The 21,372-nt window shown below is 60.3% G+C and carries 21 protein-coding genes; 7 read left to right on the top strand and 14 right to left on the bottom strand.

Features of this window, described 5'->3' with window-relative positions:
- Nucleotides 1-231 precede the first annotated feature (231 nt).
- Entirely contained in the window at nt 232-1,131 is a 900-nt protein-coding gene (locus CE491_RS16255) for a LysR family transcriptional regulator (RefSeq protein WP_110949347.1), read from the bottom strand.
- Between the two features lie 148 nt (nt 1,132-1,279).
- Here CE491_RS16255 and CE491_RS16250 point away from each other — a divergent pair, with 148 nt between their 5' ends.
- From CE491_RS16250 to CE491_RS16225, 6 genes are all read left to right on the top strand, one after another.
- Nucleotides 1,280-2,731, top strand: a complete 1,452-nt coding sequence (locus CE491_RS16250; protein ID WP_110949346.1) for an aldehyde dehydrogenase family protein — start codon at nt 1,280-1,282, stop codon at nt 2,729-2,731.
- Entirely contained in the window at nt 2,728-3,789 is a 1,062-nt protein-coding gene (locus tag CE491_RS16245; protein ID WP_110949345.1) for a membrane dipeptidase, read from the top strand. The genes CE491_RS16250 and CE491_RS16245 overlap by 4 nt, the downstream gene beginning before the upstream one ends.
- Before the next feature lie 121 nt (nt 3,790-3,910).
- Nucleotides 3,911-5,470: a BCCT family transporter gene (locus CE491_RS16240; protein ID WP_110949344.1), complete on the top strand. Its 1,560-nt coding sequence runs from the start codon at nt 3,911-3,913 to the stop codon at nt 5,468-5,470.
- Nucleotides 5,471-7,165, top strand: coding sequence for a hypothetical protein (locus CE491_RS16235; protein ID WP_110949343.1), 1,695 nt, complete (start codon nt 5,471-5,473; stop codon nt 7,163-7,165).
- Complete coding sequence (locus CE491_RS16230; protein ID WP_110949342.1) at nt 7,146-7,799, top strand: DUF3726 domain-containing protein; 654 nt, start codon at nt 7,146-7,148, stop codon at nt 7,797-7,799. Before CE491_RS16235 ends, CE491_RS16230 begins: the two co-directional genes overlap by 20 nt.
- Nucleotides 7,800-7,829: 30 nt before the next feature.
- Nucleotides 7,830-8,201, top strand: coding sequence for a RidA family protein (locus tag CE491_RS16225; protein WP_110949341.1), 372 nt, complete (start codon nt 7,830-7,832; stop codon nt 8,199-8,201).
- A gap of 293 nt (nt 8,202-8,494) precedes the next feature.
- Here the strand turns inward: CE491_RS16225 and CE491_RS16220 are convergent, their stop codons facing one another.
- A complete protein-coding gene (locus tag CE491_RS16220; RefSeq protein ID WP_110949340.1) occupies nt 8,495-9,238 on the bottom strand; it encodes an SDR family NAD(P)-dependent oxidoreductase in 744 nt (247 codons plus the stop codon).
- Between the two features lie 91 nt (nt 9,239-9,329).
- Here CE491_RS16220 and CE491_RS16215 point away from each other — a divergent pair, with 91 nt between their 5' ends.
- Nucleotides 9,330-9,884 carry a TetR/AcrR family transcriptional regulator gene (locus CE491_RS16215; RefSeq protein WP_110949339.1) on the top strand — a complete coding sequence of 185 codons (555 nt, stop codon included), beginning with the start codon at nt 9,330-9,332 and terminating at the stop codon, nt 9,882-9,884.
- 620 nt (nt 9,885-10,504) lie between these two features.
- Here CE491_RS16215 and rutF read toward each other — a convergent pair.
- The 12 genes from rutF to CE491_RS16150 all read right to left on the bottom strand — a co-directional run bounded on the left by rutF (nt 10,505) and on the right by CE491_RS16150 (nt 21,183).
- The gene (rutF, locus tag CE491_RS16205) at nt 10,505-10,987 is read right to left on the bottom strand and encodes an NADH-dependent FMN reductase RutF (protein WP_234407617.1); all 483 of its coding nucleotides are present in this window, start codon (nt 10,985-10,987) and stop codon (nt 10,505-10,507) included.
- Nucleotides 10,988-11,066: 79 nt separating this feature from the next.
- Complete coding sequence (locus tag CE491_RS16200) at nt 11,067-11,657, bottom strand: malonic semialdehyde reductase (RefSeq protein WP_110949336.1); 591 nt, start codon at nt 11,655-11,657, stop codon at nt 11,067-11,069.
- Between the two features lie 56 nt (nt 11,658-11,713).
- Nucleotides 11,714-12,721, bottom strand: coding sequence for an aldo/keto reductase (locus CE491_RS16195; protein WP_110949335.1), 1,008 nt, complete (start codon nt 12,719-12,721; stop codon nt 11,714-11,716).
- A gap of 78 nt (nt 12,722-12,799) precedes the next feature.
- Nucleotides 12,800-13,201, bottom strand: coding sequence for a Rid family hydrolase (locus CE491_RS16190; protein WP_110949334.1), 402 nt, complete (start codon nt 13,199-13,201; stop codon nt 12,800-12,802).
- A gap of 60 nt (nt 13,202-13,261) precedes the next feature.
- Nucleotides 13,262-14,203, bottom strand: a complete 942-nt coding sequence (locus CE491_RS16185; protein ID WP_110949333.1) for an ABC transporter permease — start codon at nt 14,201-14,203, stop codon at nt 13,262-13,264.
- Nucleotides 14,185-15,270, bottom strand: coding sequence for an ABC transporter permease (locus tag CE491_RS16180; protein ID WP_110949332.1), 1,086 nt, complete (start codon nt 15,268-15,270; stop codon nt 14,185-14,187). Before CE491_RS16180 ends, CE491_RS16185 begins: the two co-directional genes overlap by 19 nt.
- Complete coding sequence (locus CE491_RS16175) at nt 15,263-16,771, bottom strand: ABC transporter ATP-binding protein (RefSeq protein ID WP_110949331.1); 1,509 nt, start codon at nt 16,769-16,771, stop codon at nt 15,263-15,265. The genes CE491_RS16180 and CE491_RS16175 overlap by 8 nt, the downstream gene beginning before the upstream one ends.
- Nucleotides 16,772-16,776: 5 nt before the next feature.
- Nucleotides 16,777-17,739 (bottom strand): BMP family protein, encoded by a 963-nt coding sequence (locus CE491_RS16170; protein WP_110949330.1) that lies wholly within the window; start codon nt 17,737-17,739, stop codon nt 16,777-16,779.
- A 58-nt stretch (nt 17,740-17,797) separates the two neighbouring features.
- The gene (locus CE491_RS16165; protein WP_110949329.1) at nt 17,798-18,193 is read right to left on the bottom strand and encodes a RidA family protein; all 396 of its coding nucleotides are present in this window, start codon (nt 18,191-18,193) and stop codon (nt 17,798-17,800) included.
- On the bottom strand, nt 18,193-19,311 hold the full coding sequence (locus tag CE491_RS16160; protein ID WP_110949328.1) for an LLM class flavin-dependent oxidoreductase: 1,119 nt from the start codon (nt 19,309-19,311) through the stop codon (nt 18,193-18,195). Before CE491_RS16160 ends, CE491_RS16165 begins: the two co-directional genes overlap by 1 nt.
- 15 nt (nt 19,312-19,326) lie before the next feature.
- Complete coding sequence (locus CE491_RS16155; protein WP_199885134.1) at nt 19,327-20,139, bottom strand: alpha/beta fold hydrolase; 813 nt, start codon at nt 20,137-20,139, stop codon at nt 19,327-19,329.
- A 141-nt stretch (nt 20,140-20,280) separates the two neighbouring features.
- Nucleotides 20,281-21,183 (bottom strand): LysR family transcriptional regulator, encoded by a 903-nt coding sequence (locus CE491_RS16150; protein WP_110949326.1) that lies wholly within the window; start codon nt 21,181-21,183, stop codon nt 20,281-20,283.
- Nucleotides 21,184-21,372: the final 189 nt, after the last annotated feature.

Genomic DNA, 21,372 nt, shown 5'->3' with positions numbered 1-21,372 from the left:
GAACACGCCATCTATACGCTTGCGGATTTGTAGCATGTCCGACGCATTGCAGAATCAGACCTGCACCTCGTCCTCTAGTGCCTCATGCGGCCAGCACCGGACAAGGCGTTGTTTGCTCGGTGTGCATCGGGATTTCAAGACTCAACCCTTGGCACCCTGAACGCCAATAGCGATGCAGCTGTTGGCGATTTTCGCTTTCAAGCGCGAAGCGAGGTGCTTTGACGTCGATGTTTACCCTGGAAGTTGTGCTTCATGAGCGACAAATCGACTCTCTTTGAGCGCCTTCAGAAACGTGTAGGACGCATGATTGAGGGTCTCCCTGGGCTGGGTAATGACGCTCACCGAGCGCACGATGCGCTTGTCTTCGAGGGGCAGGAAGCTCAGATTGCCGCTAGCGCTTGAGCGGCTTAGCAGCTCCGGCAGCAAGGTCACCCCCATACGTTGCGTCACCAGGGCCAACAACGAGTTTGTGTTCCTCACGCTGAGCGTCGATTGGTCACGAATGTGGCGAAATTCGGCAGCGTTGATTTCGGCGCCAAGCCCACTGTTGATGAAGTTATGTCCCTCCAGATCGCTCCAGCGCACCGGCCGCGTCAGTTGGTTGAGGCCGCTGTCGCTGCTGCACACAACGCAGAATGCATCCGAGAACAGGTGGTCCTGTTCGATGTTGGGGATGATCGCTGGCACCGTGGCAATGCCGATATCCACGTCGCCGCTGAGCACTGCCTGTACCACCCGCGCGGAATCCATGTCGCGGATGTCCAGATGGAATTGCGGATGTCGTTCATGAAACTGCTTGAGTATTGGTGGCAGCAACGTGATCGCGAAGGAGGGCACCGCTGCCACTCTGACCAGTCCGGTTTCCGCCTTGGCGTAGGTCTTTATGGTGCTGATGGTGCGCTCGAAATGCGCCAGTTCCCGTTGAGCCTCGAGTAAGACAAAACGCCCCAGTGGGCTGAGCTGGTTCTTGCGTTCCCCCTCGAAGAGCGAGCCGCCCAGTTCTTCCTCCAGCTGCTTGAGCGATAACGACACTGCCGCAGGCGTCCGATGCAGACGTTGGGCGGCCTGGGAAAGGTTCTGGCTGGTGGCGACCGCGACGAAGAACTGCAGGTTGGAGATTTTGATACTCATGGAGAACCCTGGTGACTGAAAATACGCGTTAAATAATACTTAAAAACCATTAAATTATATTAGATTTACTTAAATTAACGCCGGCTCATAATTCTCTCAACCCACACTAAGGCTACGTCTTGCCGAGTGTGCCGCTCAGGAGAGTTTCATGAGTCAGAAGCATCGCAACTACATCGCCGGCCAGTGGCTTGCAGGCGCCAGTGACATTGAAAACCGCAGCCCCTCCGATACCAACGATCTGATCGGTCTTTACGCCCAGGCCTCCCGAGCGCAACTGGATAGCGCCATTGACGCAGCCCATGACGCGCAGAAAACTTGGGCACACAGCGGCATTGAGCAGCGCTACAAGGTGCTGATGAGCATTGGTGAGGAGCTGATAAAACGTGCCGAGGAAATCGGCCAGGTCCTTTCCCGCGAAGAAGGCAAGCCGCAGGCAGAAGGCCGCGGTGAGGTGTATCGCGCCGGACAGTTCTTTACCTACTACGCCGCAGAAACTCTGCGTCAGTTGGGCCACACCGCCGACTCGGTGCGTGACGGCATCGAAATCGACGTCCGCCGTGAGCCGGTGGGTGTGGTGGCGATCGTCTCCCCGTGGAATTTCCCCATGGCCACCGCCTGCTGGAAAATCGCGCCAGCGCTGGCATTCGGCAACGCCGTGGTCTGGAAACCGGCCAACCTGACCCCGGCGAGCGCGGTCATTCTGGGGGAAATCATTTCTCGTCAGGATTTGCCCAAAGGCCTGTTCAATCTGATGATGGGTGCAGGTTCCGAGATCGGCCAGGCGCTCATCGAGCATCCGGGTATCAACGCTATTTCCTTCACCGGTTCGGTGGACGTGGGCAAGGGCATCGCAGCCTCGGCAGCTGCCAACCTGACCAAGGTCCAACTGGAAATGGGCTCGAAAAACGCCTTGGCCGTCATGGACGATGCTGATCTGGACCTGGCCGTGAGCTGCGCAGTGAACGGCGCCTTCGGTGGCACCGGGCAGAAATGCACTGCATCGTCGCGCTTGATCGTACATGCGGACATTCACGACGCCTTTGTCGAAAAACTGCTCGTCGCTACTCAGGCGCTGAAAGTCGGCCATGCGCTGGAGCCCGGTACCCAGATCGGTCCAGTGGCCAGTGAGGCGCAACTGCAGGCCAACCTTGCGAATATCCAGTCAGGCCGTGAGGAAGGGGCCGAACTGCTCACCGGAGGTCAACGCCTTGAACGGTCCACGTCGGGGTTTTACCAGGCACCGGCGCTGTTCGTCGGCGGCCGGAACAGCATGCGCATCAATCGCGAAGAGCTGTTTGCACCGATCGCCTGTGTGATCAAGGCCGATAGTTACGACGAGGCGCTTAGCCTGGTCAACGACACCCGTTTTGGCCTGACGGCCGGCATCATGACCCGCTCCCTCGCCCGTGCCACTCACTTCCGGCGCAGTGCTCGGGTAGGCTGCGTGATGGTCAACCTGCCCACCGCGGGCACTGACTATCACGTTCCGTTTGGCGGCCGTGGCGATTCGAGCTATGGCCCGCGGGAGCAAGGTCGATCGGCGGTGGAATTCTACACCCATGTCAAGACCGGCTACATTGCCGCTGGAGCACCGCTATGACCCCGGCGCAAACGTTCGCCGCCCGCGGACCGCGGATCGACGGCATGCAGTATGACAACTGGTCGGAGAAGATTTTCCAGCAGATGCGTGTCGGCGGCGTCGACGCGGTGCACGTGACCATCGCCTACCACGAAAACTTTCGCGAGATGGTCGCCAACATCGAAGCCTGGAACCAACGATTTCAGCGCTACGCGCACCTGATTCTGCACGGTAAATGGGCCAGTGATATCGCGCTTGCCCGACAGACCGGGCGTACGGCGATCTTCTTCGGTTTTCAGAATCCATCACCGATAGAAGATGACATCGGCCTGGTGGAGGTGGTGCATAGCCTCGGTGCGCGCTTCATGCAATTGACCTACAACAACCAGTCGCTGCTGGCGACCGGCTGTTATGAGCAAAACGACCCAGGCCTGACCCGCATGGGCAAGCAGGTGATCCGCGAGATGAACCGGGTCGGGCTGGTCGTGGACATGTCGCATTCCGCTGAACGCTCGACCCTCGAAGCCATCGAGCTTTCTCAACGTCCGATTGCCATTACTCACGCCAACCCGGCGTTCTGGCATGCGGCGCTGCGCAACAAGTCTGACGCCGTGCTCAAGGCCTTGGGTGAGAGCGGCGGGATGTTCGGTTTCTCGTTGTACCCGCATCACCTCAAGGACAAGAGCGCCTGCACTGTGCGCAGCTTTTGCGAAATGATCGCGCGCTGCGCCGAGTTGATGGGGGTCGAGCATCTGGGCATCGGATCGGACCTCTGCCAGGACCAGCCCAACAGCGTGGTCGACTGGATGCGCGTCGGTCGCTGGACGCTGGAGGTCGATTACGGCGAAGGCTCCAAGGCGCAGCCGGGGTTTCCCGATCAGCCTGAATGGTTCCGTGATAACCGCGACTTTCACAACATTGAATCGGGGCTGCGGGCCGTGGGCTTCGGCGCGGCCGATACGAGCGCAATCATGGGCGGTAACTGGTTGCGCTTTTTTGAGGAGAGCTTCACCCCAGTGCAGCGACAGACCCATACACCCGCCGAGTCCAGCGCTCAGCCTTCCTGGATAGCGGTTTGAGGTTCCCAAACATTTACAGATTGTCCTGACGCAAGCCCTGCCAAGGGCATCGCCAAGCACCAAGAACAATAAATGCGCCCATAACAATTATTAGCGACTGCCATCACTTTGCGGAGGCACTATGGAAATCCCAAGCGAAATCAACGCGGGCCTCGAGACACCTGCACGGCGCAAGAGCCCGGCGGGTGCGCTCAACTGGTCGATATTCTGGATCAGCGGCGGCTTTTTCCTGCTGTTTCTGGTCATCGCCCTGATCGACCTGAACACCCTTTCTTCACTGATTGGCAACGCTTTTGCCTGGAGCACGCGTTTCTTCGGGTTGTACTGGCAGGTGCTGATGCTGCTGACGTTTGCCGCCAGCCTGTACATCGGTTACACCCGTCTGGGGCGGGTGCGCCTCGGTGGAGTGACGCACAAACCGAGCATCAGCACCTTCAACTGGGTGTCGATGATCATGTGTGCGTTGCTGGCCGGTGGCGGCGCGTTCTGGGCGGCCGCAGAACCCATGATGCACTTCCTCACGCCACCGCCTTACTTCGAAGTCGCCGCAAAAACCGGCCCTGCCGGCGTGGCGGCGTTGTCGCAATCTTTCTTGCACTGGGGCTTCATGGCCTGGGCGGTGCTCGGCAGCCTGCTGACCGTGGTTTATATGTACCTGCATCACGAAAAAAATCTGCCGCTCATGCCGCGCACCTTGCTCTATCCGTTGTTGGGCAAGCGCGCCCTCAAGGGCCCGATCGCGGTGTTCGCTGACGCCTCGGCGATCATTGCGGTGGTCGCCGGTACGATCGGGCCAGTGGGGTTTCTCGGTCTGCAGATCGCCTTCGTGCTGCACTCAGTGTGGGGCGTACCCAATACCATGATGGTCCAGTCCATGGTGATCCTCGCGGTGACGGTGATCTATACGCTGTCTTGCGTGATCGGGCTGGGCGGCCTGCGCCTGGTGAGCAAGGTGCATGTGTGGTTGATGCTTGGTCTGGCTGCGTTTCTGTTCATTTTCGGCCCGACGCTGTTCCTCAGCGAGACCTTTGCCCAAAGCCTGGCACTGCACGTCACCAGCTTTTTCCAGACGGCCCTGTACCGCGACGACAGTTCATGGCTGAACGGCTGGACGCTGTTCTATTGGGGCTGGTTCATCGGCTATGCACCCATGATGGGAATCTATGTGGCCAAGGTCTCTCGCGGCCGGACCATTCGTGAGCTGATCACCCTGATGTCAGTGGCTGCACCGTTGATCACCATGATCTGGTTCACGCTAGTGGGTGGTACCGGAATCGGTGTTGAATTGCAGTCACCCGGCAGCGTGATCAGTCACGGCGTGCAACCGGAGGCGCTATTGCTCGGAGTCGCCCAATCCATGCCCATGCCGAACCTGATTTCTGCACTGTTCCTGTTCCTCAGCTTCTTCTCGGTAGTGACCAGCGCGGGCTCCATGTCCTACACAGTGGCCATGGCTGTCAGCAGTGGCGAAGGAGAATCGCCGGCCTGGCTGCGGGTGTTTTGGGGAGCAGGCATGGGGTTGGTTGGCGCTACGTTGATCACGCTCGGCCAAGGGGGCGTCAGTGCCTTGCAATCATTCATCGTAATCACGGCGGTCCCGGTTTCGCTGCTGATTCTGCCGTCGGTCTGGGATGCGATCCGCATCGCCCGGCAGATGGCCCGCGACCAGGGAGTGAACTGAATGAGCATGCGATCGCCCGCTACCGTCATGAAGGCTTCGCGACTGGGAGCGTTTCACCAATCGCGACTTTCATTCATGCGCCAGTTGCTACGCCGCCTCAAGGACGAGCACTGGCAGTTCCAACGTTCGGTGTGGACCGTCGACAATCAGGGCGTAGGACGAGCCGTGTACACCGCGACCGGACCACTGCGCAGTTACAGTCTCGTGGCGTTCGCCCATGATCTGGATCCGGCGATGCGCTCGGATCGGGTCATCGCCACCGCCTGGGATGCCACCTTCGCCCTGTTCGACGGAATACCCGATGCCGACGATCTGGCGCGTCTTGAGGCCAACGTCCCGAGGCAGGAAGCCGGACGTATTTCATCGCGCGAACTGTGCATGGCCCGGGCCAACCGCTCGGTGCGAATGTTCGATCATGTCGTGCAGACTCTTTCCGAGGGCCACCAGCCCGAGCGCGAAGAGATCGATGAGGTGGGCTATCTGATGCGCACCACCGCGGTTTACGGCAGTGGCAAGTTTGGCGCTGCCGATCGTGAAAGCATCGCACTGCGGCCGGAGCTGGCTGCGCCGTTTCAGGCGGAAATGCTCACCGTGTATCTGATTCGTGCGTTCACGCTGGATCTGGTCGAGCACATGGCCAAGGTCCGCGCACCGCAACTCGCAGTGAGCCTGGCACCGGAGTTGCGTCGTCGTTTCGGTATCGGCAACTCCACCGGGTTGGGCATGGCTCCGTTTCTGCTCAACCACCCGGTGCTGTTGAACAACTGGGTCAGCGCCCGAGAGACGGCCTTGCAAAGGGTTCGTGCTGTGCAACAAGCGTGCGCCGAGGAACGCCGGGTGTTTGCCGACTACCTCAAGCGGGCCAGTGCCAGCGTCAGTCACTGGCACTGCGAACACGAACTTCAACGGGCACGCATTCTGAAGCTCCAGGACGACTTGTCTCGGGTCGAACGACAACTGGACGATGGAATTCTGGATCAGAACGCGCCTTGGGATGCCCTCTATCGCTGGGCTGAAGGCGTGCTGTCGCTGGAAGCCCAGGAGTGCCTGGTCTCACTGTTGCTGGAGCCTTATGCGCATCTGGTGGATGACCTGGGCGGCGCCATGCACGCGGACGAACAGCAGAACTTTGTCATCGATGGCGGAATGAGCGTAGGTCGGTTGCGGGAAATTCTGCAGGCCCACTATGGCTGGGTTGCCAGCATCGACTTCGCCAGTGAGAGCAGCCAGGCGCTGTTCTGGTACGTGTCCGAAGAAAAACTCGAACCTCGAATCGGTCAGCGCTTCAACGAACCCGGACAAGACCTCGAACAACCTCTGGCGGTGGCCCGTGACATCCACCGCCTACAGGCAGCACTGCACCCCTACATGGATGAGCAACGGCTGGCGGGTTTCCTGCTCCAGCATCCGGAGCATCGTCACAGCGTGCGCAGAGTGCAATTGGCGCCCGCGTTTCCGTACGCCGACATTCAGGACAACCTGATTGATCAGGCACTGCTGCCGATAGACCTGGTGCGTTGCAAGCTGTCGTTTTTCGGTGCCACGCATTTTGACCCGCGCTCGGATCGCTGGGTGCGCATCACCCTGTACCAGGGCGCGCCATTCCCCCATGAATTGACGAAAATGCCGGCGGACGATTGGTCCTGCCCGAGTCTGGACAGTCAGGAGCAGCATCGTGAATGCGTCGTTGAATGAAATCGAAAACCTCTGTAAGAAGGCCGCTCGCGGTGCTGGACTGTCTTGGGGACTGGCTGAAGAGGCGGGCAGAGCAGCGCGCTGGCTTAGCGGCAATGGTCTGGATGGTCCGGCGCTGTTGGCTGCGCAGTTGCGTCTGGATGACGGTTGCGTGTATCCCCAGCTCACTCCTGATATTGGCACTGAATGCTGGGAACGGGCGGGGAGGTCGATGTGCCCGCTGATCGCCGGGGTAACACTGAGCGACCATGCCTACTTGTTACACGAAAACGGCCGAGTCCTGCTCGGGAAAGTGACCCATCCACAGTTGCTAATGCCCTTTGCCACCGCCAGTGCCAGGCAGCTGGGCATTGCGCTGCAATTGTCATGGCAGGGTTGCACCCTCGAGTTTTCGCCAGCCGGGCAGGCCGTTCTTATACAGGCCGACAATTTCGCCAGCGCGCACGTCGAGGGCGTCAGTTGCATCTGCATCAAAACTACCAGTGGGGCTGGACAAGCGCTAAGCGGCTCTATCCCGACACTCTCCAACAGCGTCCACGACTATCTCGACAGTCTGGCCGCCCGCACCTACGTGCCCGCCTCCGAAGCCTCACGCCTGTCAGGCGCAGGGGCTGGTTTGAGCGACAACCTCTGATACCTCCCTACGTTAACCGAGAGCATTGCAATGTCGGAATCGATCCAGAAAATCGGCACCACCCCCCGTTTCAGCGAAACGGCAATTCACAATCAGACCGTCTACCTGTCGGGCAAGGTATCGCAAATGGTTGACGGCGATATTCACGCCCAGACCGCTGATGTGCTGAAACAGATCGATGAAACCCTGCAGAGGGCAGGCAGCGACAAAGGCCAGCTGCTTAGCGCGCAGATATGGCTGAAGGACATGGCAGATTACCAATCAATGAATCAGCTCTGGGATGCGTGGTTGGCCGACGTCGCAGCACCTGTGCGCGCTTGCGTGCAGGCGCCGATGGCCCAGCCGCATTACCGTATTGAAATCATGGTGATCGCGGGCCAGCGTATGCCGAATCTGTCTTGAGTGATGGGACTGTCGTTTGATTTGCCATTCTGGGAATCAAGCGCCGATCAAGCTCGATGGCTTGGAGCAGCCATATGCCGGCTTTGGGTGGATTTCTGCCGGACAGGCGGCTTTGGGCTAATTGCGGACGTTCGACTTCGATCGCCTACGACTCGGAATAGCCCTTACAGCGGGCCGGGTGCAGCTCTTTTGCTGCCCGACCCGTTTCTGTAACATCCCACTTCGCGGGTTAGCCGGCCGTACACCCAAACGCGGTCGAGTCGAAGCGTGCGTTGCTTTCACCAATCGAAATGTCAGACCGCCATGAAGCCGCCATCCAAAAAAAGTTCGTCCCCTGCAACGAAACTGCTTTCGTCCGACGCCAGGAAAAGCACCGCCCGGGCGACCTCATCTGGTTCACCGAGCCTTCCGAAAGGCGTCATCTGCTTTAACGCTTGCTCCGAACCCGCGTTATTTTGCAGGTACGTCTGCATCGCAGGCGTGTAGATCATACCAGGGGATATCACGTTAACGCGGATGCCCAGGCTTTTCAGATCGGTCGTCCAGGTTCGCGCGAACGAACGGATCGCGGCCTTCGTAGCGCTGTAGATCGACAGGCTGGGGAATCCTTTGCTCCCCGCTCCTGAACCGGTAAGGATCACTGTGCTTCCGGCCATCATCAGCGGTAACGCCTTTTGCACGGTGAACACCAGACCTTTGACGTTTGTGCCGAACACACGATCAAAGTGTTCTTCGTCAATCCCACCAAGCGGCGCGGACTCGGAAACCCCCGCATTGGCAAACAACACGTCGACCCTGCCGTAATCACGCTGGATACGCTCGTACAACCGGTCGAGATCCGCGGCCCTGCCAACGTCTCCCTGGATCCCTACGGCGCCGCGACCAATTTCCTGCACGGCCTTGTCGAGCCGCTCTTGTTGTCGTCCCGTCACGTACACATGCGCGCCTTCCGCCGCGAAGCGTTTGGCTGTCGCCAAGCCGATACCGTCACTGCCACCTGTGATCACCACGACCTTGTTTTCAAATCGATCTGTCATTTCATTTGCTCGCTTGGAGATTAAGTGGAGGATTGCTCCATTTAAAATATGGAGGTACGCTCCACTTAGCAAGTAACATCGAGAAAAAACTTTGACTAGCGAAAACCCATTGCGCGCGGATGCACAGCGAAACCGTGAACGTATCCTGATTGCAGCTGAAGAGGTCTTTCTGGAGCGGGGCGCAGGGGCCTCGCTGGATGACGTAGCAAAATGTGCAGGCGTGGGCATTGGAACCCTCTATCGGCGATTTCCAACCCGTGAAGCGCTTTTGGCGGCAATGTACAGCGAGCGTTTCCTGTCATTGGCAAAGGCGAGCCTTTCCCGCGATGCCGAGCTGGATCCTGCGGGTTCGGTACATATCTATCTTGAAGAACTGGTCATGCACACGAACATTTATCGCGGGCTCGCCACGTCGCTGGGAACGGTTCTACAGGCAGGCACGCCCGGCTGCCATGCGACGAGCCAGGAAGGCATGCGCCTGCTTCGTCGTGCGCAGGAGTCAGGGGCTTTGCGTCAAGACGTGAGCTTCGCCGACCTGGTGTGCGTGGCGACCGCGATCTCCCTCGCGGTTGAACAGGACGGCTCGCCGAAATCACGTGTCGCTCATTTGGTGGGGCTGTTCCTGAATGGTATTGCCACGCGTTGAGGCCGTTGGAAGAGCCAACCTGCCGGAAGCGGCCCTTTGCGGAAGGCCGCTTCCGGCCAATTCTGTTGAAAAGTCGGTTCTCCCAAACTGCCTGAAGATTGATCGGTGAAATCGCCTTCTTAGCACGGGCAGCAGGGACCTTATCACCCAAATCCCCAGGACGTTCTCGAACGCATGAACGTGTTCCAGGCGACTCGTTGAGGATGGAGAAAGTTAACGGCGTATAAGTGCTCAGCGCAGTCCGAGACCCTGGCACGAAATCCTGAGGCAGCTACCGACCCGTTGCAGACGCTCCTTATCGACCGCCGAGGTAGATGAGCCACGCTATGGCAGCTGCGAGAGGAGCGAGCAATACCAAGCCTCCGATGGCGACTGCCAAGCCCCACCCGAACCCGCTCTCTCCCTTGAAGCGACCGCGGGTCAGCAAGCTCAGCGCCAGAACGCCAATACGATGCGCGAGCAAATTGATTACAACATCTGATATGAAGTCCATCTGCTCTCGTATCCCGCATGGGTTTTATTGTTATGCCCTAACGACTGCTCTTGGACGAAAGTAGCCGCTCATTCCCTCTCACTGTTCGTTAAACCTATGCGCAGCCACAAGTCTACTCACACTCATCTCACCCCACTGAAAGCTCGTGATACTGCCGGTTGAAGTAAATCAGGCCACGTGCCTGCTCGCTGACGGTGATCGACATGATCTCGCAGATCAGGATGTCGTGGGTCCCCACTTCGGTGATCTGGCTCAGGCGGCAATCGAACGACACGCTGGCGTCATCTAGAAGCGGGCTTCCCGAGGCCCCCATCGACCAATCGCCTGCCGCAAAGCGCTCATCCATGGGCGTCTTGCCGCCGAACAGGTTGGAAATGTCCTGATGGCCCGCGCCGAGGACGTTCACGCACAGTACGCCGTTGCCCTTGAACGTCTGGTAGACGGAGGCGCTGCGGTTGAGGCAAACCAATAGGGTAGGCGGCTCATCGGTCACGCTGCACACGGCAGATGCTGTGAACCCTGCACGGCCTGCCGGGCCGTCGGTGGTGATGATGTTCACTGCCGCACCCAGGCGCGACATGGCATGACGGAAATCGGTTTTGCTGAGCATGACGTGATCGGCCTTGGGAGTGATGTTGCGGGTGGCGGCAAGTGAGGTGTGCATGATCGGATACCGGGTTCGAAAAGGGTCAGAGCAGGGTGCAGGCTTGGTCGAAGTCCAAGCGCGGCAAGCGGTCGTACAGTCGGGTTGAGTCACCATGGCCCAGGTTGATGATGAAGTTCACTGTCCAGGTGGAATCACTGAAAAATGCCTCGTTAACCCGCTTCGCGTCGAACCCCGACAAGGCGCCTGCATCCAGCCCCAGCGCCCGGGCTGCGATGATCAGATAGGCGCTCTGCAACGACGCATTGCGAAACGCGGTGTCGTGCGCGGCCTGGGGGCTGTGGGTGAACCAGCTTTTGGCGTCGGCGTGAGGAAACAATGTCGGCAGGTGGTTGAAAAACGCGGTGTCCCAGGCGGCAATCACCGTGACCGGGGCGGTCATGGTTTTCTCCAGATTGCCCTTCGATAGCGCTGGCGCCAGGCGTTGTTTCGCTTCGGCAGTGCGCAGGAATACAAATCGGCCGGGGGAGCAGTTAGCCGAGGTCGGGGCCATTTTCAACAGGTCGTACAGGCGATGCAAAACGACATCCAGCACTGGTTCGTCGGTCCAGCCGTTGTGGGTGCGCGCCTCGGTAAACAGCAGGCGCAGGGCGTCGTCGGCCAATGCAGGTTTCATGTTCATCCTCTGGAAATCGACGGGCCGAGGGTGGCGGCCCGTTTTCAATGTGTCGGTTACAGACGCGCGATGCGGCCTTCGATGGGGTGGTGCGGGTCCACCGGGCCCAAGGTCGAACTCTTACCGGGGGACACCAGTGCGTCACAGAAGCGCTCGTCTTCCTGCGTCCACGGGCAGGCCATCGCGGCGAGCGCGTCGTCCCATTGCTCAAACGTTCTGGGGCCTACCAACGTGCTGGTGATATGGGCGTTGCGCATGACCCAGGTCTGGGCCAGATGCGCAGGCTTGCGCCCGGTCTGCTCGGCATAGGCCACCAGTTTCGCTGCGACAGCCAGCGATTCGGGGCGCCACTCGGCTTCGAGCATGCGCGGGTCGGCGCGGGCGATGCGACTGTCGGCCTCGGGGGCGGCCCCTTCGCGATATTTGCCGGTGAGAATGCCCCGTGCCAGAGGGCTGTAGCAGACGGTGCCGACACCGTAGTGCGCTGCCGCTGGCAGGATTTCGACCTCGGCTTCGCGGTTGACCAGGTTGTACAGCGGCTGTGAGGCGACCGGGCCGCAAATGCCGGCTTCACGGGCCAATCGCACGGTTTCCGCCAGGCGCCAAGCCTTGAAGTTGGAGACTGCGAAATAGCCAATCTTGCCTTCGCGAATCAGATCGGCGAAGGCCAGCACCATCTCTTCGAGCGGTGCGCCGAAATCCGCTTTGTGCATGTATAGAATGTCGATGAAATCGGTGCCCAGGCGCTTGAGCGAGCCATGGGTCGCCTCACGAATCCACTTGCGCGATATGCCGCTCTGATTCGGCAACTCGCCCATTGGGTTGCCGACTTTGCTGGCCAACACCCAGCGATCACGCTGATGGGCGATGGCGCGGCCAACGGTACGTTCCGATTCGCCTTTGTTGTACATGTCAGCGGTGTCGATGAAGTTGACCCCGTGATCAGCCGCGCTGGCGATGATCCGCTGCGAGGTCGCTTCATCGGTGGCACCACCGAACATCATGGTGCCCAGGCACAGTTCGGAAACCTTGAGGCCACTGCGGCCCAAATAGCGGTATTGCATGTCAAACACCCTCACTTACAAACACAGATGCAGGTCGCCCAAAGGGCCGCGAGCTTTGCCCCAGCCCTCACGCGCTACTCAGGACGGGATGACTGCCGTGCTGGCGATCTCGACCAAGAATTCCGGCTTCACCATTTCCAGCTTCACGCAGAAACGGGCGGGCAGCAGCTTCGGGAAGTAGGTGACGTAGATCTCGTTGAAGGCGTGGTAGTCGTCCAGATTGCGAAGGAAAATCTGGTTCATGGTGACGTGATCCATGCTGCTGCCAGCGGACTCCAGCACCACCTTGATGCTGTCGAGCACGCGGCGGGTCTGCACTTCGATATCGCCTTCGCCTACCAGGCTGCCGTCAACCGGATCGGTGGACAGCATGCCTGCGACATACACATGGTTGCCGGCCTTGATGCCCCAGTTGAGATGATTGAGGCCGGTGGCGGTTTTGCCGATGATCCAGCCTTCAGGGTTGATTGCTTGGTTCATGTGTCACTCCTGATTGATGTGTCAAAACGTGGGTTGAATGGGTTCAGCGATGGCCGTGGATCAATGTCCGGCGCCGCGTAAAAACGGTTTGCCCAGATCACCCGGTGCAGCGCCTACGCGCCCCATGACGACCCACGCGACGAGGGCGACCACGAAGGGCGTGGCCATCAACAATGGGGTGGCAATCTGAATGCCGAGGTATTGCCCCTGAAATTGCAGGGCTTCCAGCAGGCCCAGGGCAAACGCCACCAGCAGCGTGCGCAGTGGCAGCCAGCGGGCGAAGATGCTAATCGCGATGGCCAGATAGCCGCGTCCGGCGGTCATGTCGTCGATGAACGTACCGCCCGACGCGATGATGCACAGGTAGGCGCCGCCCAGACCGGCCAGCATTCCGGTGAACAGTGCCGCGCCGAAACGCAGCCGCAAAACGGGCTGTCCGGCAGCGTCGAGGGCCGAGGCGTTTTCGCCCGCCGCGCGTAGCAATAGGCCCAATCGAGAGAAGCGAAACATCAGCCACAGCGCCACAGCCAGCAGAACCGCGGCATAGAACACCGGGCTTTGAGAAAACAACGCACGGCCCACCACCGGCAGATCCGAAAGCCACGGCAGCTTCATCATCGTCACTGAGCGCAGCGACCCTGCCGGGGGCGTATCGCCCAGTACCAGTTGACGGATCAGCGACGTGACGCCCATGGCCAGCAGGTTGAAACCGATGCCCATCACGATCTGGTTGGCTCGGGCCAGCACGGTGCCCAATGCCAGCACCACCGCCGCGAGAGTCCCGCCGAGCATGCCGATGGCCAGCGCCGCGACAGGAGAGCCAGTCATGGCCAGTCCCACCGCTGACGCAACGGCGCCGAACAGCATCAAACCTTCAAGGCCGATGGTGAAAACCCCCGCGCGTTCTGACACCAGTTCGCCCAGTGCCGCGAGCAAGACCGGCACACTCATGCGAACACCTGCGGCCAGAAACAGCGCGATCGTTACCGAGTTGAGGTCCATACAGGCTTTCCTTTGATGAGCATGACGCCGCTGATCACGGCCAGAAGAAGGATCGGCAAGCCGCTGAGCACGTCGGCCAGCGCCGCGGGGATCGACAGCGAACTTTGCAAGGCCAGGGCGGCGCTGTTGATCGCGCCGAAGTACAGCGACACGACCACTGCACCGAACGGTTCCAGGCCTGCGAGGAAGGCGACGGCCAGCCCTTCGAAACCGAGCCCCGAAGAGAAACCGTCGATCAGACGGTACTGCACGCCCAGCACTTCGAAAGCACCGGCCAGCCCGCCGATGGCGCCAGACAGCGCCATGCTCGACAGCGCCACCCGGCCCGCCGACTGGCCTTGCAAGCGCACGAAACCGGGGCTTTGGCCGCTGGCGCGTAGCTTCAGGCCGAACGCGGTGTGTTGCAGCAGGACCCAAATCGCGAGGGCGATGACCACCGCCAGAATCACGCCCAGATGCAGGCGAGTGCCGTCGATCAGCGGCACAAAGATGCCTTCCCGTGGCAGTTGTGCCGACATGTTGAAGGTCGACCCCACAGGGCGCATCGGACCCTGAACCAAATACTTCACGAAGTAGATGGCGATGAAGTTCATTAACAGCGTGACGATGATCTCGTCGGCGCCGCGCCACAGTTTCAGCACGGCCGGGATCAACCCCCACAACGCACCGCACAGTGCGCCACTAAGAATCGCCAGCGGCATCAGCAGCGGACCGATATCGCCAAACGCCAGGAAGGGCAGCATCGCGCCGATGGCCCCCATCTGTAGCTGGCCTTCACCCCCAAGGTTGAACAAGCCGCCACGAATGGCGATCAAGGCACCGAGGGCGACCAGCAGCCTTGGCGTCATGAACACCAGCGTGTCAGCCATGGCCCGCGCATCGCCGAACGCCCCTTCCACGGCCACGCGCATCGCTGACAGCACCGGAAAACCAAGCATCGCGATCAAGACCAAGCCCAGGATCAGCGAACCTGCGAACGCGCCGAGGGTGACCCGCAGCGAAAGGGGAACGCTGAGTTTCGCCAGTAACAGGCGCAGCGCCGCCATTTGTTGGGTGGGCTCAGGCATCGGCCGTCTCCAGTGCACTTGAATGGGATTGCCGACCGAGAGTCATCAACGGGCCGATAGCTTTGACGGACATTTCGGCGCCTTTGACTTCACCGGTCATTCGCCCGCCGTTGACCACCAGAATGCGGTCTGAAACGCGGATCAGTTCTTCGATGTTCGAGGAGATGACCACCACGCAGGTGCCGTTGTCGGCGGCTTGCGCCAAGCGCGTCAGAACCGCTTCGGCGGCGGCCACATCGAGGCCTCGCGTTGGCTGATACACCACGACGACGGACGCCGCCTGATCCAACGCGCGGGCCAGCACGATCTTTTGCTGATTGCCCCCCGATAGCGAGCGCGCTGGGGTGGCGTGGGAGTGCGTGCGAATGTCGGAGACATCGATCATCACCTTGGCCTGTTCGCCAACGGCGCCATGATCAAGCAGCCCGCCGCGACGGAATTCGCCTGCCATGATGCGTGGGTAGAGCAGGTTCTGAGCCACCGACAGGTCGAGCGACAGGCCTTCGTGGTGGCGATCCTGGGGCACCAGCGCCACGCTGATGTCCTGAGTGCTGTGCTTGAGCGAGCCGCTGTCCGGCTGACGCTGCCCGGCCAGCAGATCGAACAGCTCGGTCTGGCCATTGCCTTCGACACCTGCCACCCCGACGACTTCGCCTGCACGCAAGGTCAGGTCGATCTGATGCAGGCCCGGCGAGCCGCTCGAAGGACGTAGCGACACGTCACGCAATGCCAGGCATTCAGTGCCGGGCGTGCGCTCTGCGCCGATCCGGGCCGCGTTGGACACGGCATGCCCGACGATGCGTTCGACCAGCTGCGCCGAGTTCGTTTCAGCGATCAGGCCAGTGCCGTTGGTACGGCCACGCTTGAGCACGGTGTAGCGATCAGTATTGGCCAGCACCTCGTCGACGTTATGGGTGACCACGGCCACGGCGGTGCCTTGATCACAAATACGGCGCAGCGTGAAGTACAAATTATCGATTTCGGCAGGCGTCAGGATGGTCGACGGTTCGTCGAGCAACAGCACGCGCGTTTCGTTGACCAGCGCCTTGAGGATCTCGACCCGCTGCTGCAAGGCCAACGGCAATTGCCCGACCACGGCGGCTGGGTCCAGATCGATGCCGAAACGTTCCATAAAGGCGCGAGCGTCGGTGTGACGGCGAAACGCACTGCGCTTGGCGCCCTTGGCGACCAAAGCCAGGTTTTCGGTCACGGTGAAGGGCATGACCAGCTTGAAGTGCTGGTGGACCATACCGATCCCGTTGGCGATGGCATCAGCGGGGCGCCGGTGGACGACCTCGCGGCCCTCCATCAGCACGCCGCCTTCGGTGGGCTCATGCACGCCGTAGAGAATGTTCATAAGCGTTGATTTGCCGGCCCCGTTTTCACCCAGCAGGGCGTGGATGTCACCCGTGTGAAGGGCGAGCGACACGTTCTCCAGGGCGAGAAAGCCATTGGGGTAGCGTTTGGAAACGTGATCGAGCTGAATGATCGGGACTGGCATGTTCGTCACTCTTCAATCTTGATGTTGCCGGCCTTCAAGTCGTCCATGACTTTCGTGACCTTGGCTTGAACATTGGAATCAACGTGGGTAAACGGCATGACCAGCCCCCAGCCGTTGGAAGCCAGGTTTTCGGTGACGATGCGGTTGCCAAGCTTGCCCGCTGCGTAGTCCTCGCCGATGTCGGCGTAGGATTTTCTGAAGTTCATAACTGTGGAGGTCATGACCGAGTTGGGATACGCCTTCGACTGGTCGCCGTAGGAGCCGATGGTCAGGACGCCTTCTTCGTCGGCGGCCTGCTGCACCCCAGCGTCGGCGGTGTCGGCGGAAGGAATCACGAAGTCGGCACCGCGAGCGATTAGGCCGGTGGCAATCTCTTTGGCCCGTGCGACGTCAACGAACGAGCCGACGTAGGCTGAATCCACCTGCACCTTGGGATTGACGTACGCCGCGCCCTTTTTGATGAACTCAATGGTGCGTTCAGCCGAGGGAATCGGCTCGCCAGAGATGACTGCGATGTGCCCCGATTTACTGGCCGCTGCCGCCAGCGCACCGAGCACGAAACCGTATTCGTCCCAGTCCACCGACCACGCCGAGTAGTTGGGCAGGTTGGCGGTGGAACCTTCATAGGAATAGAGCACGAACTGGGTATTCGGGTAGGAAGGCGCCACTTCCTTGATCGCGGCCGAGTAGCCCGACGAGTGCGCGACGATGAGTTTCACGCCATCGGAGGCCAGTTGCCGCAGTGCTGCGGGCGCGGCTTCGTAGGAGGTGTTTTCCAGGTAGCTGGGCTTGAAGCCGTCTTTGTCGGCCATTGCCTTGAAGCCCGCGTAACCCGCGCTATCCCATGTACCTTGAGTGACTGTCTGAGTGAACAACGCGGCCACGCGCGGGGCGTCGGCTGCATTCGCTAATGAGCTCAAGCCCAGCGTGGTGGTGGCCGCGATCGCTAAGATTTGATGAACGTTCATGTCGAAACTCCTGGTCGCACCGCGACGATTGGCAAAGGGGCTGGCTTGAAGAATCTGTTCAGTCCTGCGGCAGAATCAGGGTCACGTCGATTTCGGCGAGCAGGTCTGCATCGGCAAGCCCGGCCACCACGACGAAGGTGCTGGCGGGCAGGTCGTAACCTTCGAAGAACGCCGAACGGGCGCGATGCAACGCCGGGATGGTTTCCCGAGACAACGCATAGGTGTTGAGCTTGACCACCACTTCCGGGCCGACCCCGAATGCAGCGAGAGCCAGGCCGATGTTTTCCCAGATCTTCTTCGCCTGGGTGTCGATGTCGCCTTTGCCGACCACGTTGCCGTCAGCGTCCCAGGCCACCTGGCCGGTCAGAAACACCGGTTGTCCGGCCCGCACCACCGCATGGTTGTAGTAGGTCTGCTGCTTGAGGCCTTTGGGGTTGCAGGGACCGATCTTCATCAGCGCTCCGCCTTTTGGTGGGCGCGTGCGTTGGTCTGCACGCCGTTGAGTTCGAGCACTTCCAGCACCTCGGTGCCTACGACTTTCAGGTCGTCGATGAAGTCGGGAACGATCACCGTCACGCCATCGAGCTGCGCGCCCTTGATGATTTCGGCGAGCTTGTTGCCGATGGTTTCCGGCGAGCCGACGAGGGCGGCGCGGGTCATGGAGTTGCGTTGTTCGCCCTGGGAGACGAACCGCTGGGCCATGGTGTTCTGCTTGAAGCTCTTGTCACCGGAGTATTCGCGGGTCTGGTTGTCCAGCGCGATGGTGTCTACGCCCGAGTCGTAAAGGGCGACGCGTTCGCGGGCTTCGGCGTCGGTGGCGCCGGGCACGATGGTGAACAGACCATAGGTCTTGAAATCCGTCTTGCCTTGTTGGGTCGCTAGTTCCTTGGCCCGCAGACCGGTCTTTATGAAGTCATCGTGATCGGAGCCCAGCATGAAGCTGCCGGTGCAGTGCTGCATGGTGAACAGGAAGCCACGGTCTGACGCACCCGCGCAGATGATCGGCGGCGGTGTGACGGGTTTCGGGTTGGACATGCAGTCGGTCAGTTCGTAGTGCTTGCCTTTGTGATCGACACGGTCCTCGGTCCACAGGCGCTTGAGCACGGTCAGCCACTCTTCAGCCATTTCATAGCGCTCGGAATGGTCGAGGTCTTTCCACAAACCCATCTGGCCCTGGTCGGTGGGGTTTGAGCCGGACACGATGTTCAGGCCAAAACGCCCGTTGGAAATCTGATCGAGCACCGCCGCCATCTTGGCCACGACGGCTGGGTGAAACACCATGGTGTGCACCGTGCCCCACACGCCGATGCGGCTGGTGGCTTCGGCGAGACCGGCCATGGTGGTCATGCTTTCCAGGGTGATGTCCCAGTGTTGCGAAGGGCCGCCGTAGCCGCGCCACTTGGCCATGGATAACGCGAAATCAAACCCCAGCGCTTCGGCCAGAATCGTGACTTGCTTGTTGTAGTCGTAGGTCGCAGGAAGCTGCGGGCTGGTGGTGGAGGTGATCCAGCCGCCGTTACCAACGGGCAGAAAAACACCGAACTCCACGCTTTTGCTGTCGTTGCCGGGCATGATGAACTCCTTGAATCAGAGGACTGAGGCTTCGGTTTTCAGGAGACCGATGCGAGATAAAAACTCGGAGACGAGGCCGTTGAACGTCGCGGTCTCGGTTTCCGAAAAACTGTGGCCGCCCTTGGGCACGATGCGCAGCTCGGCACTGGCGATGGACTCGGCCAGTAGGCGGGACTGATAGGGCGGCGTGAGAATGTCGTCCTCGGCGCAGACCACCAGGGTCGGGATGCGGATCATCGACAGCTGAGCCGTGGCGTCATGGGCCATGATCGCGTCGATGCGACGCAGGACGATTTCCCGAGCCGGGAAGTTGGCGACCGACGCCAGCAAGCCGGGAGAGAGCGACTCTGCGTGGTCACGGATGTGCTCAGGCGGATACAGAAACAGCGCGCTGCCGTGAACGTACTCATCCAGCGAGGTGCCTTCCAGCAGCGTCCGGCGCATCCGGAAACACCAATTGAAATGCGCATCGGATTTCGACCAGCTGGCGTATAGCACCATGCCAGCCAGCAGCTGAGGTTCACGGGCGCCCAGTAGCTGGCCGATCGCACCCCCGGTGGAATGGCCGATCAGCACGGGGCGGTCTAGTTCCAGCCCTTCGATCAACGCCTGAAGGTCATCGGCCAGCGTCTTGATGCTGTACGGTTCGTCCGGGTGGTCAGATTTGCCGGCGCCGCGTTGGTCGTAGGTCACGACGGTGAAGTGCTTGGCAAACAGTTCGACCTGAGGTGCCCAATAGCCGCCGGCGCCGCCAAGTCCGGAGACGAAAACCAGCGCGGGTCCACTGCCTTGAACCTGGTAGTGGGTCTGGATTCCATTGGTAAACATGCTCGGCATCTCGCTTCCCCTGGTCGGTTTTGTCGCGAATGTCAGATGGGTAATCTTCGCGGATGACTATTTATTGCACGGGGAATAGGGCGGTACGTAACTGCGATTGCTGCATGCCATGTTGCCCAAATTCGAACACCCTCACGCCGGGTGACCTAGCGGGAAACGGCTCTTGAGAAACTTGAGAAAAGCGTTGGTGGCGTAGCTCGGCACCCTCTCCTGGTGCACGCAGACCGCCGAGCGCACGTTTCTGAACGCGTCGAGGTCGATGGGAATCGCCTTGAGCAATCCGGCGTCGATCTCTCGCCGTGCCGAGATCTCCGGACCGATCGTCACGCAGGCGCCGAGTACCGCTGTGGCCCGGAGAATGTCCAGATTGTTGGCTTCGACGATGATGCGTGGCTTGAGTTGACGAGCCTCCGGGGTACGGTCGAACAACTGACGTAAACCGAAGCTTGGGCGAGGGAGAGCGAGCGGCCTTTTGCACAGTTGCTGCATGGTCACCACGGGTTCGCAGGCCAGCTCATCGTGCTCGGCGACCAGGCAAACCACGGGCTCCCTGCGTTCAGCCACCACACTGATCTCAAAGCGCAGCTCTGGGTTGTAGATGATGCCAATGTCGGTTTCATCGCGGATCAGCGCCTCGACGATGAGGTCGCTGGAGCACGTAGTGACCTGAAAATCGATGCGTGGGTGCAGTTGAAGAAAGGCCGCGATCGTTTCAGGGAGGAAGCTCGACAGTACACCTTCCATCGCATGGATTTTCACCTCGCCCTGATCCAGAGAGCGAAACGCGGCGATGCCTTCGCGTACACGCTCCAGGTCGCGAAACAGGGTTCGGGTGTAACGCTCCAACATGACGCCTGCGGCAGTCAATTCCACACCCGTATTGGTGCGTTCCAGCAGTGGCGTGCCCAGTTCATGTTCAAGCAGGGCGATTTGTCGGCTGACGGCGGAAGGTGTGACGTGCAAACGGTCGGCGGCGCGGCGGATCGCTTTGGATTGTACGACTTCGTTGAAGTATCTGAAGGCGGTGAAATTCAAGGTGTTCTCCAGACCGACCTTGGGGTGCGGATGCGTCTACCGTTGTGATCTGGTCAACAGTCAAGACGAACGGATTCGGTGCATTAGCCCGATCAGGCAGCGCATTGCGTCATCCAAGGTGTCGAGTGGGACGGCGGGCCGAAGGTCCTTGGCCGGATACTGAGCAGCTCAGCATCAGTGCCCATGCAC

It is taken from the genome of Pseudomonas bohemica, from assembly GCF_002934685.1.
Lineage (GTDB): Bacteria > Pseudomonadota > Gammaproteobacteria > Pseudomonadales > Pseudomonadaceae > Aquipseudomonas > Aquipseudomonas bohemica.
Note: the sequence above shows the minus strand (reverse complement) of the source record. Positions and strands in the feature narration are given on the sequence as shown.

Coding starts and splice junctions, on each gene's coding strand:
- CE491_RS16250 (WP_110949346.1), top strand. CDS start 1,280: ATGAGTCAGAAGCATCGCAACTACATCGCCGGCCAGTGGCTTGCAGGC.
- rutF (WP_234407617.1), bottom strand. CDS start 10,987: ATGCTCAGCAAAACCGATTTCCGTCATGCCATGTCGCGCCTGGGTGCG.
- CE491_RS16175 (WP_110949331.1), bottom strand. CDS start 16,771: ATGCCAGTCCCGATCATTCAGCTCGATCACGTTTCCAAACGCTACCCC.
- CE491_RS16200 (WP_110949336.1), bottom strand. CDS start 11,657: ATGAAACCTGCATTGGCCGACGACGCCCTGCGCCTGCTGTTTACCGAG.
- CE491_RS16240 (WP_110949344.1), top strand. CDS start 3,911: ATGGAAATCCCAAGCGAAATCAACGCGGGCCTCGAGACACCTGCACGG.
- CE491_RS16180 (WP_110949332.1), bottom strand. CDS start 15,270: ATGCCTGAGCCCACCCAACAAATGGCGGCGCTGCGCCTGTTACTGGCG.
- CE491_RS16235 (WP_110949343.1), top strand. CDS start 5,471: ATGAGCATGCGATCGCCCGCTACCGTCATGAAGGCTTCGCGACTGGGA.
- CE491_RS16185 (WP_110949333.1), bottom strand. CDS start 14,203: ATGGACCTCAACTCGGTAACGATCGCGCTGTTTCTGGCCGCAGGTGTT.
- CE491_RS16160 (WP_110949328.1), bottom strand. CDS start 19,311: ATGCCCGGCAACGACAGCAAAAGCGTGGAGTTCGGTGTTTTTCTGCCC.
- CE491_RS16225 (WP_110949341.1), top strand. CDS start 7,830: ATGTCGGAATCGATCCAGAAAATCGGCACCACCCCCCGTTTCAGCGAA.
- CE491_RS16220 (WP_110949340.1), bottom strand. CDS start 9,238: ATGACAGATCGATTTGAAAACAAGGTCGTGGTGATCACAGGTGGCAGT.
- CE491_RS16255 (WP_110949347.1), bottom strand. CDS start 1,131: ATGAGTATCAAAATCTCCAACCTGCAGTTCTTCGTCGCGGTCGCCACC.
- CE491_RS16155 (WP_199885134.1), bottom strand. CDS start 20,139: ATGTTTACCAATGGAATCCAGACCCACTACCAGGTTCAAGGCAGTGGA.
- CE491_RS16170 (WP_110949330.1), bottom strand. CDS start 17,739: ATGAACGTTCATCAAATCTTAGCGATCGCGGCCACCACCACGCTGGGC.
- CE491_RS16165 (WP_110949329.1), bottom strand. CDS start 18,193: ATGAAGATCGGTCCCTGCAACCCCAAAGGCCTCAAGCAGCAGACCTAC.
- CE491_RS16245 (WP_110949345.1), top strand. CDS start 2,728: ATGACCCCGGCGCAAACGTTCGCCGCCCGCGGACCGCGGATCGACGGC.
- CE491_RS16195 (WP_110949335.1), bottom strand. CDS start 12,721: ATGCAATACCGCTATTTGGGCCGCAGTGGCCTCAAGGTTTCCGAACTG.
- CE491_RS16190 (WP_110949334.1), bottom strand. CDS start 13,201: ATGAACCAAGCAATCAACCCTGAAGGCTGGATCATCGGCAAAACCGCC.